The organism is Streptomyces sp. NPDC043726, from assembly GCF_056436565.1.
Map to the genome: position 1 here is coordinate 39123 of NZ_JBWKCI010000012.1, position 12176 is coordinate 51298.

Consider the following 12176-nt stretch of genomic DNA (forward strand, 5'->3'; position numbering starts at 1 on the left):
CTGTAACCGGGCTGTGGCGGTACGCGTACAGAAACGGAAGGCGCACGGCATTACCTTCTCTTTACGCTCAACGGGCAGGTGCTCTACCTGACCCAGGGGAGGACGATCACGTTGAACAGGACCACGGCGTACGCGACCACCACGGGCATCGCGGTGCCCCGGCAGCCGGCTGCCCCCGTTCTCGAGGGCCGCGCCCCGGTCGTACGCGATCTGCGGGAGCGCGGCGGTCGCAGCCCGCACGCGCTGCTCTTCGGGCCCCAGGACCTCGTCGTGATCACCGGTCTGCCCGGCAGCGGCAAGTCCACCTTGATGAAGCGAGCCGTGAAGGGTGCCCGGATCGACTCGCAGGACACCCGGGACCGCTGGGACGCCCGCATGCCCGGCTTCCTTCCCTACGCCGTCTACCGTCCCCTCGTCCGGCTGGCCCACTACGCCGGTCTGTGGCGCGCGCTGCGCTCCGGCAAGGGTGTCGTCGTGCACGACTGCGGTACGCAGGCCTGGGTACGCGGATGGCTCGCCCGCGAGGCCCGGCGCCGGGGTGGCACCCTGCACCTGCTCGTGCTGGACGTCACCCCGGACCAGGCCCTGGAGGGCCAGCGGGAGCGCGGCCGGGGCGTGTCCCGGTACGCCTTCCTGCGGCACCGCACGGCGGCCGGGCGGCTGCTGCGCGCGGTGGAGAAGGGCGAGCTGCCCCAGGGCTGTGGTTCGGCGGTGCTGATCGACCGACCCGCGGCGGGCGCGCTGCGCCGGATCGGCTTCACGGGCTGATTCCGGCCGGGTCCGGGTCCGCTTCCGGCCTGGTCCGGGTCCGGGTCCGGGTCCGGCTGAGTGCGGGTCCGCTTCCGGCTGATTCCCGGCCCGCCGGGAGGCGTTAGCCTTTTCAGCCACAGCAGTGGTTCACGGCAGGCGGTCAGACAGATGGACTTCCCGGCGGATCTCCCCGCGGACTTTCCGGCGCAGGCACACCCCCATCCGCACGGCGGATGGCCCGGCAACGAGCTGGAGGAGGTGCTCTCCGCCTCCCTCGGCGTGCCCTCGGCGGGCGGCCGGATCATCGAGGTCCTCGGGCGCAGCTTCCTCTGGGTCCCGCTCCCGTCCGGCGGCGGCCCGAACAGCGGCCCGCTGGACCTGCCCACGCTGGAGATCGAGGGCCAGGCCTATGTCCCGGTCTTCAGCTCCGAGGAGCAGTTCCGCCAGGTCGTCGGCGCGCACATGTCGTACACCATCGCCCCCGCGGTGGAGTTCGCCCGCGGCCTGCCCCCGCAGGTCGGGATCGCGGTCAACCCCGACGGGGTGGTGGGGATACCTCTCCCGCCGGTCGCGGTGGCCGAGCTGTGCCGGGTCGGCCGCACTCCGCTCGACGGCCCCGCGAGCGGCGGCCGGGTCAAGCTGTACGAGCCGGACTGGCAGGACGACCCGGTCGACTTCCTGGCCGCGGCCTCGGCAGAGTTCGCCGCCACGGGAGTCGTGACGACGGCCCGCCGCTGTCTGGCGACCGTCGAAACGGCGGATCCCGTGATGTTCGTGGGAGTGGAACTCTCCAATTGGGAGGGCGACCTCCGCACGCTCCCGATGGATGCTTTGGGCAGGGCCCTGGGCAGGGTGCCGACGAGGTGGCCGGTGAACCTCATCCTGCTGGACATGGCGGCCCAGGACCCGGTGGTGGTGTGGATGCGCGAGAAGGTACGGCCCTTCTACACACAGGGTTAGCCGACACACCCAGGGGCGCGGGGAACCGCGCGACCGGCCACGACCGAAGCCGCACTCGCACGACCACGGCAAGTCCCGAGTGATTAGGCGGGCTTAAGCTAGGGTCACGGCTCGGGCGAGAGTGAAGATGAAGGGGCGGTACAGGTGAGCGCCAGCGGCATCGCGGCCGGTCAGGTCGAGCACATGCTGCGCCAGGTCACGCCCGGGCGGTACGACGCCTACGAGGCGCTCCTGCGCGCGCTCGCGACCCCGAACTCCGGCCAGATCTGGATGCTGTTGTGGCACGGCCAGGCCGGCTCCCCGGACGCCCAGTACGGGAACATGGAGGTCGAGAACTACGGCTATGCCCCGTGTGTCACCTCCGCCCAGGAGTTGTCGGCGAGCGGCTGGAACCGTTCCTACGAGGTCGTGGACGGCATCGACGTCGCCCGCACCCTGTACCCGGACCACTTCGGCCTCTGGCTGAACCCGCACGCCCCGGGCGGCGGTGTCGGCATCCCCTGGCTCGATCTGCGCCGGATCGCCACCGGCCTCGACCGCCAGCCGGCCGGGCCGCTGCGCCTTTCCGAACCCGGCATCGAGATCCCGCACTTCTACGCCCTGCTCGCGCAGAACGCCCACCGCACCCCGGCCGTCCGCACCCTGCGCCGCGCCTGGGTGCAGCCGGCGCTCGGGGCGCCGTATCTCGCCATCGGACTGGATGTGTACGACACCAGCCCGCCCGCCGTGGACTCGGTGCGCGCGATGATGCAGCAGTCCATCGGCGCGGTCCCGGACGGCCTGCCGGTCTCGACGGTGGCGATGTCCGACGAGTACGACCCGGTCGCGATGTGGATGCGGGCGAGCGCCCGCCCGTTCTACGACCGTGAGGCGCACGCGGCCCAGGCACCCGCCGGGTACGGCTACCCTCCGGCGCACGGCGGATACTGACGTGTGACGGACCGTCGGCTCTTTCACGTCCCCGACACATTTCTGCGCGCGTAGATGATGCCGAACGTCATGGAACGCCCGATGTGTCCCAACTCCCTACCGTCCGGGGTGCGCTATCCCCTGTTCGGATAACGGAATCCCTATCGCATCATCACGGTTACGCATACTTTCACCGCCAGACCTGGCGGGTGATCGTGACGACGCTGAAGACTCCCGACTCAGACACGGGATCGGTCGATCCTGTGATCGAGCGCAAGTCGACAAAGCCGTAATCCACGGCGGGTGTAGGCCGGTCACCACCGGCGAGAGGGGTCGGGTCACTGTGACCGCACCGATCGAGACCAGCGGGGCAGCCGAGGCACAGCCTGAGGCTGTGCTCAGCGGCGCCGACAAGGGGCAGATCGAGGGCCGTTCCCTTGGGCAGATCGCCTGGTCCCGATTCAAGAAGGACAAGCTCGCCGTGACCGGCGGCATCGTCGTCATCCTGCTGGTGCTGCTCGCCGTCCTGTCCCGGCCCATCCAGGCCCTCTTCGGTCTCGACCCCAACGCCTTCAACCAGGACCTGATTGACCCCAACACCTCGCTGCCCCTCGGGGACTTCGGCGGGATGAGCATGGACCACCCGCTGGGCGTCGAGCCCAAGTTCGGCCGGGACATCGCCACCCGCATCCTGGAGGGCTCCTGGGTGTCCCTGGTCGTCGCGTTCGGGGCCACCATCCTGTCGAACACCATCGGCACGGTCCTCGGTGTGATCGCCGGCTACTACGGCGGTCGCGTGGACACGATCATCAGCCGTCTGATGGACACCTTCCTCGCCTTCCCGCTGCTGCTCTTCGCCATCGCCATCTCGGCGACGCTGCAGGGCGGTGCCTTCGGCCTCGAGGGTCTGCCGCTGCACATCGGCGTGTTGATCTTCATCATCGGCTTCTTCAACTGGCCGTACCTGGGCCGTATCGTCCGTGGCCAGACCCTGGCCCTCAGGGAGCGCGAGTTCGTCGACGCCTCCCGGGGCATGGGCGCCAAGGGCCCGTACATCCTCTTCCGGGAGCTGCTCCCGAACCTGGTCGGCCCGATCATCGTCTACTCGACGCTGCTCATCCCGACGAACATCCTTTTCGAGGCCAGCCTGAGCTTCCTCGGCGTCGGCATCCAGCCCCCGCAGGCGTCGTGGGGCGGCATGCTCAGCGAGGCGGTCAACTTCTACGAGGTCGACCCGCAGTTCATGATCGTGCCGGGCCTCGCCATCTTCGTCACCGTCCTGGCGTTCAACCTGCTCGGCGACGGACTCCGTGACGCTCTCGACCCGCGCAGCCGCTGACATGCGGCCGCGTCGTGAGCCCATCAAGTTTCCACCTATGGAGGGGAAGCAGACCATCATGCGAAGGTCAGCGCTGGCCGCCATCGCGGCTATCGGCACTGTGAGCCTGGTGCTTTCGGGTTGCAGCAAGGCCGATGACAACAATGACAATGGCGACGGCAACAACAAGTCGGCCGGTGCCAACGCAGCGACCAAGGGTGTCGTCAACGCCTCGGACGCGAAGGGGGGCACGGTCACGTACGAGTACTCGGACGTGCCGGACTCCTTCGACCCGGGCAACACGTACTACGCGTACATGTACAACCTCTCCCGGCTGTACGCCCGTCCGCTGATGACGTTCAAGCCCGCCGCCGGTGAGGCCGGCAACGAGCTGGTCCCGGACCTCGCGTCGGCGCCGGGTGAGCCCAGCGACGGCGGCAAGACCTGGACGTACAAGCTGCGTGAGGGCCTCAAGTACGAGGACGGCACGCCGATCACGTCCAAGGACGTCAAGTACGCGGTGGAGCGCTCGAACTTCGCGCGTGACGTGCTCTCCCTCGGCCCCAACTACTTCCAGCAGTTCCTCGAGGGCGGCGAGAAGTACAAGGGCCCGTACAAGGACAAGAGCGACAAGGGCATCGCGTCCATCGAGACGCCGGACGACACCACGATCGTCTTCAAGCTCAACCGCGCCTTCCAGGAGTTCGACTACCTCGTCGCCACCCCGCAGACGGCCCCCGTGCCGAAGGCGAAGGACACCGGCGTCGACTACGTCAAGAACGTCGTGTCCTCGGGCTCGTACAAGTTCGAGAGCTACGAGGAGGGCAAGCAGGTCGTCCTCGTCCGCAACGAGAACTGGGACGCCAAGACCGACCCGCTGCGCAAGCAGTACCCGGACAAGATCGTCGTCAAGCTGAAGGTCAACGCCGAGACCATCGACCAGGACGTCATGGCCGGCACGGCCATCGACCTCGGTGGCGGTGGCGTCCAGGCCGCGACGCAGGCGAAGGTCGTCAACAAGGCGGACCTGAAGGCCAACACCGACAACACCTACGGTGGCCGTCTGGTCTACATGGCGATCAACACCAAGCTCGCGCCCTTCGACAAGGTCGAGTGCCGCAAGGCCGTGCAGTACGCGGTCGACAAGGTCTCGGTGCAGACCGCCCTCGGCGGCCCGATCCGCGGTGACATCGCCACGACCGTCCTGCCGCCGGACATCCCGGGCTACGAGAAGTCCGACGTCTACGCCACCCCCGGCAACAAGGGTGACGTCGCCAAGGCCAAGGAGCAGCTGAAGGCCTGCGGCAAGGACACCATCAAGACCAACATCTCGGCGCGCAGCGACCGTCCGCAGGAGATCGACGCGGCCACCGCGATCATCAACTCGCTGAAGGCGGCCGGCATCGAGGCCACGCTGAAGCAGTACCCCTCGGGCAAGTACTTCACCGACAACGCGGGTGTGCCGAAGTTCAACAAGAAGGAGAACATCGGCCTGCACATGATGCAGTGGGGTGCTGACTGGCCGTCCGGTTACGGCTTCGAGCAGCAGATCCTGCACGGTGACGCGATCGGCGAGTCCGGCAACACCAACCTGTCGCAGCTCGACAACGCGGACATCAACTCGATGCTCGAGAAGGCGATCGCGACCGAGGACGAGGCCGAGCGCAACAGCCTCTACGCCGAGATCGACAAGAAGACGATGGAGGAGGCGGCCCTCGTTCCGCTGTCCTACTTCAAGGTCCTGCTGTACCGCCCGGCCGGCTTCACCAACCTGGTCTCGACGGCGGCCTTCAGCGGTCAGTACGACTACCTCAACATCGGCACGACCAAGAAGTAGCCCCGGAAGGTAGGTGAAGGCATTGGTGCCCGCGGGCTCAGCGGCCCGCGGGCACCAGCGCCGATCCCCGTGATCTCGTATATCCTCCGCCGGATGATCGCGGCAGTGATCCTGCTGCTGGTCGTCACCGCGGTCACCTTCGCGATCTTCTTCCTGCTGCCCCGGCTCGCCGGCCAGACGGCCGACCAGCTGGCCCAGCAGTACATCGGGAAGAGCCCCACGAAGGCCGACATCGCAGCGGTCAAGCAGAACCTCGGTCTCGACCAGCCCGTGTACGTCCAGTACTGGGACTTCATCAAGGGGATCGTCGCCGGCGCCACCTATGACCTGGGCCCCACCACGGCGCAGTGCAACGCGCCGTGCTTCGGCTACTCCTTCAAGACGCACGTCGAGGTCTGGCCGCAGCTCACCGACCGCCTGCCGGTGACGCTGTCCCTGGCCGTCGGTGCCGCAGTCATGTGGCTGATCGGCGGTGTCACGGCCGGTGTGATCTCGGCGCTCAAGCCGCGCTCGCTCCTCGACCGCACCTTCATGGGTATCGCGCTCGCCGGTGTCTCGCTCCCCATGTTCTTCACGGGCAGCCTGGCGATCCTGCTCTTCACCATCGAGTGGCCGATCTTCGGCCGCACGTACGTCCCGTTCACCGAGAACCCGGCGCAGTGGGCCAACACCCTCTTCCCGGCGTGGTGTTCGCTCGCTCTGCTGTACTCCGCCATCTACGCACGGCTCACCCGCTCGGGCATGCTGGAGACGATGAACGAGGACTTCATCCGCACGGCTCGCGCCAAGGGCCTGCGGGAGCGCAAGGTGGTCGCACGGCACGGGCTCCGGGCCGCGCTGACCCCGATCATCACCGTCTTCGGCATGGACCTCGGACTGCTGCTCGGCGGCGCCGTCATCACCGAGTACGTGTTCTCCCTGCACGGCATCGGCGAGTACGCCGTGAAGGCCATCCAGGACAACGACCTGCCCCCGATCCTCGGCGTCACCCTGCTCGCCGCCTTCTTCGTCGTGATCGCAAACTTCCTGGTGGACCTCTTGTACGCCGCCGCCGACCCGCGGGTGAGGCTCTCGTGACCGAACTGTCCAAGACCGGTGCCGCGGTGGGGGAGCCCGTCAAGGCCCCCTCCGACGCGCCCACCGCGTTCCTCGAAGTCCGTGACCTCAAGGTGCACTTCCCGACCGACGACGGCCTGGTCAAGTCCGTCGACGGGCTGAGCTTCTCGCTGGAGAAGGGCAAGACCCTCTCCATCGTGGGCGAGTCCGGCTCCGGCAAGTCGGTCACCTCGCTGGCGGTCATGGGCCTGCACCGGCTTGGCGCGCGCGGCAAGAACGTCCAGATGTCCGGCGAGATCTGGCTCGACGGCAAGGAACTGATCTCCGCCGACCCGGACGAGGTGCGCCGGCTGCGCGGCCGCGAGATGGCGATGATCTTCCAGGATCCGCTGTCCGCGATGCACCCGTACTACACGATCGGCAACCAGATCGTGGAGGCGTACCGCGTCCACCACGACGTCAGCAAGAAGGTCGCGCGCAAGCGGGCCATCGAGATGCTCGACCGGGTCGGCATCCCCGAGCCCGCCAAGCGCGTCGACGGCTACCCGCACGAGTTCTCCGGCGGTATGCGCCAGCGCGCGATGATCGCCATGGCGCTGGTGAACAACCCCGAGCTGCTCATCGCGGACGAGCCGACGACCGCCCTGGACGTGACCGTCCAGGCGCAGATCCTCGACCTGATCCGGGACCTGCAGAAGGAGTTCGGCTCCGCGGTCGTCATCATCACCCACGACCTCGGCGTGGTCGCCGAGATCGCCGACGACGTCCTGGTGATGTACGGCGGCCGGTGCGTGGAGCGCGGTTCGGTCGACGACGTCTTCGAGCGGCCGCAGCACCCCTACACCTGGGGCCTGCTCGGCTCGATGCCGCGCATCGACCGCGAGACCTCCGACCGGCTCATCCCGGTCAAGGGCTCGCCGCCGAGCCTCATCAACGTCCCCTCGGGCTGCGCCTTCCACCCGCGCTGCCCGTACGCGGACGTCCCCAAGGGCGATGTCACCCGCACCGTGCGCCCCGAGCTGGCCCAGGTCGGCACCGGACACTTCTCCGCCTGCCACCTCTCCCCCGAGGACCGCACGCGGATCTGGACCGAAGAGATTGCGCCGAAGCTGTGAGTGAAACCAAGAAATCGGACGTGACCGTCCCGGCGCAGGCCTCGGCTCCCGCCGCGGAGCGCGAGGTGCTGCTCAAGGTCGAGGGCCTGCAGAAGCACTTCCCGATCCGCAAGGGCGTGCTCCAGCGTCAGGTCGGCGCGGTCAAGGCCGTGGACGGCATCGACTTCGAGGTGCGCAAGGGCGAGACGCTCGGTGTGGTCGGCGAGTCGGGCTGCGGCAAGTCGACCATGGGCCGGGTCATCACCCGTCTCCAGGACCCGACGGGCGGCACGATCCACTTCGAGGGCAAGGACATCACGCGGCTGAACACGGCCGGGATGCGCCCGCTGCGGCGGGACATCCAGATGATCTTCCAGGACCCGTACGGCTCCCTGAACCCCCGGCACACCATCGGCTCGATCGTCTCGGCGCCCTTCCGGCTCCAGGGCGTCGAGCCCGAGGGCGGGGTGAAGAAGGAGGTCCAGCGGCTGCTGCAGCTGGTGGGCCTGAGCCCCGAGCACTACAACCGCTACCCGCACGAGTTCTCCGGCGGTCAGCGTCAGCGCATCGGCATCGCGCGGGCGCTCGCCCTGAAGCCGAAGCTGGTCGTGGCGGACGAGCCGGTCTCCGCGCTGGACGTGTCGATCCAGGCGCAGGTCGTGAACCTGATGGACGACCTCCAGCAGGAACTGGGCCTGACGTACGTGATCATCGCGCACGACCTCTCCGTCGTACGCCATGTCTCGGACCGTATCGCGGTGATGTACCTCGGCAAGATCGTCGAACTCGCCGACCGCACCTCGCTGTACGAGGCGCCGATGCACCCGTACACCAAGGCGCTGATGTCCGCGGTGCCGGTGCCGGACCCCAAGCGCCGGGGCGCCAAGAGTGAGCGCATCCTGCTCCGCGGTGACGTGCCCTCGCCGATCGCGCCGCCGAGCGGCTGCCGCTTCCACACGCGGTGCTGGAAGGCGACGGAGATCTGCAAGACGACCGAGCCGCCGCTGCTCGAGCTGCGCCCCGGTCAGCAGGTCGCCTGCCACCACCCCGAGAGCTTCGAGGACCAGGCCCCGCAGGACACGGTCCTGCTGACCGCCGCGAAGAAGGCGGCGGAACTGGTCTCCGACGAGGTGCTGGCGGAGTCGGCGGAGACGTCGGCGGCGGTGGCGGCGGAGGTCGAGAAGACCGCGGAGAGCACCGAAGCTGCTGAGAGCACCGAAGCCGCGGAGAGCAGCGAAACCGCGAAGAGCACGGACAAGAGCGAATAATCGCCTAGCCGCCTCCAGCCCCCGCCTTGCAATGTAAGGCGGGGGCTCGCTGTCGGGTGAGAATGTACGGGTGCTCCAGCAACTGTTCACCCCGTCCGTCCAGCACACGCTCGACCTGATCGGCATCTTCGTCTTCGCGATCTCCGGCGCCCTGCTGGCGGTCCGCAAGAACTTCGACGTCTTCGGCATCGCCGTCCTCGCCGAGGTCACCGCGCTGGGCGGAGGGCTGTTCCGCGACCTGATCATCGGCGCCGTACCGCCCGCCGCCTTCACGGACCTGGGGTACTTCCTGACGCCGCTGCTCGCCGCGCTCCTGGTCGTCTTCCTGCACCCGCACGTGGAGCGCATCCAGACCGGCGTGAACGTCTTCGACGCGGCGGGCCTCGGCCTCTTCTGCGTCACGGGCACGACGAAGGCGTACGACTACGGCCTCGGCCTCACCCAGTCCGTCGCCCTGGGCCTCGCCACGGCGGTCGGCGGCGGTGTCCTGCGGGACGTGCTCGCGAACGAGGTGCCCTCGCTGCTGCGCTGGGACCGCGATCTCTACGCGGTCCCGGCGATGGTCGGCGCCACCATGGTCGCCCTGTGCATCCGCTTCGACACCCTGAACCCCTTCACCAGCGGACTCGCGGTGGTCACGGCGTTCGTGCTGCGGCTGCTGGCGATGCGCTTCCACTGGCGGGCGCCACGGGCGTGGAACCGGCGGTCCACCGTGCGGGAGGAATGAGGGCCGGGCCTGGGCCGGCTCGGGCCGCACGCGACGGCCGGATGATGAGAAAAGCTACCGCTTAGTAGTTAGCTGTTGTACCGTTCACCCATGCCAGAAGCAGCGTCCACGCAGGCCACCATCGGCGACAGCGAGTTCGACCGCGACACCGCCCTCACCCGGCGTGAGCCCGGCGTCTACGACATCGACCTCTCCGCCGGCTGGACCATCATCAGCGCCGTCAACGGCGGCTATCTGCTGGCCGTCCTCGGCCGCGCGCTCGCGGACACCCTGCCGCACGCCGACCCCTTCACCATCTCGGCGCACTACCTGACGGCGTCCCAGCCGGGACCGGCGGTCGTCCGCACCTCGGTGGTCCGCACCGGCCGCACCCTGTCGACCGGCCAGGCCTCGCTCCTCCAGTACGACGAGCAGGGCCGGGAGGTCGAACGCATCCGCGTCCTCGCCTCCTACGGCGACCTCGACTCCCTCCCGGACGACGTCCGTACGACGGCGAAGCCGCCCGCGATCCCGCCGATGGACCAGTGCTTCGGGCCCCAGGACGGCCCGGCCCCCGTCCCCGGCAGCTCGGCCATCACCCACCGCCTGATGATCAAGCTGGACCCCTCGACCCTGGGCTGGGCCCTCGGCGCTCCCTCCGGCAAGGGCGAGATGCGCGCGTGGTTCGGCCTGGCCGACGGCCGTGACGCGGACCCCCTCTCCCTGCTCCTGGCGGTGGACGCGCTGCCCCCGACCGCCTTCGAGATCGGCATCAAGGGCTGGGTCCCCACGGTCGAACTGACGGTCCACGTCCGCTCGCGCCCGGCCCCGGGCCCGCTCCGGATCTCGATCACCACGCGCAACCTGGCGGGCGGCTTCCTGGAGGAGGACGCCGAGGTCTGGGACAGCGAGGACCGCCTGGTGGCCCAGTCGCGGCAGCTGGCAAGGGTCCGTCTGGGCTGAGGCCCGGTGGTCGTCGCCACCCTCGCAGCCAGGCTCCGTGAAGTCGGACCGGCTCCCACCTGGACAGGCGCGAGGCGACTTGAAGCGCGCTTTGCCTTGCTGACAGGACGGGGACAGCGTCGCCCCAAGAAAGCCCTAAGCGCGGTTGGTTGAGTGCCCCTCTCAGCACTCCCTCATCGTTCTTGGAGCTGTTTCTCATGAAGCGTGCGCGTCTCGTCCCCGCGGTGGCCCTCCTGGCGCTCTCACCGCTGGCACTGGTGGCCTGTGGTTCCGGCTCCGGCGACTCGTCGTCCTCGAACACCGGCGGCTCCAGCGGGCAGAACTGCACGCGGCCGTCGGGGATGCCGAGCGGCGCTCCCTCGGGGATGCCCGGCGGGGCGCCTTCGGGGGCGCCGAGCGCGGCGGGATCGGGTGCGCCGAGCGGGGCTCCGTCCGGCGCTCCTTCGGGTGCTCCGTCGGGGATGCCGAGCGGTGGGCCCGGCGGTGGGGCGGGCGGCTGCGGCGGGCCGGGCGGACAGGCCCAGCAGGGCTGACGCGAGAGCGGTCGTACGGCTGAGGCGGCGCACCCGGGACGGGGCGCCGCCTTCGTCGTAGCCGCCGTGTCAGTCCAGCCAGTGCCGGCGGCCGATGCTGATGAGCCGCATCCGTCGGGTGGCGACCTGGACGACCTGTTGCCGCTGCTCCCGCGATCCCTCCTCCAGCGTGTCGAGGAAGAGCGAGGCGGTGATGAGCATCTGGTCGACGTAGAGGTGGGCCAGCATCAGCAGGTCGTCGTCGCTCCAGCCCTCGGACTGCGGGTCCTTGGCGAGCTCGCGCTTCACTTCCTCGCCGAAACGGGCGAGTTGGTCCTGGATGGCCTCGCGGACCGGCTGCACCCCGCCGTGCCGCTCACGGGCGATGAACCGCACGTGCGCCGGGTGCGTGGCGACGTGGCCGGCGATCAACTCGACGGCGCGGGCTATGCGTTCGTCGGGGTCGCCGTCGGCGGAGACGGTGACGCGGATCATCGCGTGCAGGCTGCCGAGCGCCTCCTCGACGAGGGCGACGCCGAGATCCGCGGTGGAACGGAAGTGCCGGTAGAAGGCGGTGGGGGCGACGCCGACGGCGCGGGTGACCTCGCGCAGGCCCAGACTGCTCAGGCTCTGCTCCTCCAGCAGTCCCAACGCGGCGTCCAGGAGCGCCTGTCGGGTCTTCTGCTTCTGGGCCTGCCGGATGCCGAGGGTGTGACTCATGCCATGCAGTTAACAACTGTTCTCCGGAATTGAAAAGCCGCCGACGGGTTAGACTTATAAGTCAGTGAACAAGTGTTACTACA

12 protein-coding genes are annotated in these 12176 nt (G+C 68.9%); 11 read left to right on the plus strand and 1 reads right to left on the minus strand.

All coding sequences use genetic code 11. The annotated features are described in order from the left end of the window. Positions 1 to 105 precede the first annotated feature (105 nt). From AC068Z_RS31205 to AC068Z_RS31255, 11 genes are all read left to right on the plus strand, one after another. Positions 106 to 768, plus strand: coding sequence for an AAA family ATPase (locus AC068Z_RS31205; protein WP_478563672.1), 663 nt, complete (start codon positions 106 to 108; stop codon positions 766 to 768). A gap of 150 nt (positions 769 to 918) precedes the next feature. Continuing rightward, complete coding sequence (locus AC068Z_RS31210) at positions 919 to 1710, plus strand: enhanced serine sensitivity protein SseB (RefSeq protein ID WP_478563096.1); 792 nt, start codon at positions 919 to 921, stop codon at positions 1708 to 1710. Positions 1711 to 1854: 144 nt separating this feature from the next. Beyond that, positions 1855 to 2640, plus strand: coding sequence for an enhanced serine sensitivity protein SseB C-terminal domain-containing protein (locus AC068Z_RS31215; protein ID WP_478563098.1), 786 nt, complete (start codon positions 1855 to 1857; stop codon positions 2638 to 2640). A 322-nt stretch (positions 2641 to 2962) separates the two neighbouring features. Beyond that, a complete protein-coding gene (locus AC068Z_RS31220; protein WP_478563101.1) occupies positions 2963 to 3958 on the plus strand; it encodes an ABC transporter permease in 996 nt (331 codons plus the stop codon). Between the two features lie 58 nt (positions 3959 to 4016). Beyond that, positions 4017 to 5774 (plus strand): ABC transporter substrate-binding protein, encoded by a 1758-nt coding sequence (locus AC068Z_RS31225; protein WP_478563104.1) that lies wholly within the window; start codon positions 4017 to 4019, stop codon positions 5772 to 5774. A gap of 69 nt (positions 5775 to 5843) precedes the next feature. Then, positions 5844 to 6851 carry an ABC transporter permease gene (locus tag AC068Z_RS31230; protein WP_478563107.1) on the plus strand — a complete coding sequence of 336 codons (1008 nt, stop codon included), beginning with the start codon at positions 5844 to 5846 and terminating at the stop codon, positions 6849 to 6851. Then, complete coding sequence (locus AC068Z_RS31235; RefSeq protein WP_478563110.1) at positions 6848 to 7945, plus strand: ABC transporter ATP-binding protein; 1098 nt, start codon at positions 6848 to 6850, stop codon at positions 7943 to 7945. Before AC068Z_RS31230 ends, AC068Z_RS31235 begins: the two co-directional genes overlap by 4 nt. Next, positions 7942 to 9192, plus strand: coding sequence for an ABC transporter ATP-binding protein (locus AC068Z_RS31240; protein ID WP_478563113.1), 1251 nt, complete (start codon positions 7942 to 7944; stop codon positions 9190 to 9192). The genes AC068Z_RS31235 and AC068Z_RS31240 overlap by 4 nt, the downstream gene beginning before the upstream one ends. A 70-nt stretch (positions 9193 to 9262) precedes the next feature. Further along, positions 9263 to 9919: a trimeric intracellular cation channel family protein gene (locus AC068Z_RS31245; RefSeq protein ID WP_478563116.1), complete on the plus strand. Its 657-nt coding sequence runs from the start codon at positions 9263 to 9265 to the stop codon at positions 9917 to 9919. Positions 9920 to 10009: 90 nt separating this feature from the next. After that, positions 10010 to 10861 carry a thioesterase family protein gene (locus tag AC068Z_RS31250; protein ID WP_478563119.1) on the plus strand — a complete coding sequence of 284 codons (852 nt, stop codon included), beginning with the start codon at positions 10010 to 10012 and terminating at the stop codon, positions 10859 to 10861. A gap of 197 nt (positions 10862 to 11058) precedes the next feature. Next, positions 11059 to 11394, plus strand: coding sequence for a hypothetical protein (locus tag AC068Z_RS31255; protein WP_478563122.1), 336 nt, complete (start codon positions 11059 to 11061; stop codon positions 11392 to 11394). Positions 11395 to 11463: 69 nt separating this feature from the next. Here AC068Z_RS31255 and AC068Z_RS31260 read toward each other — a convergent pair whose 3' ends face one another. Then, the gene (locus AC068Z_RS31260; RefSeq protein WP_451721771.1) at positions 11464 to 12093 is read right to left on the minus strand and encodes a TetR family transcriptional regulator; all 630 of its coding nucleotides are present in this window, start codon (positions 12091 to 12093) and stop codon (positions 11464 to 11466) included. Positions 12094 to 12176: the final 83 nt, after the last annotated feature.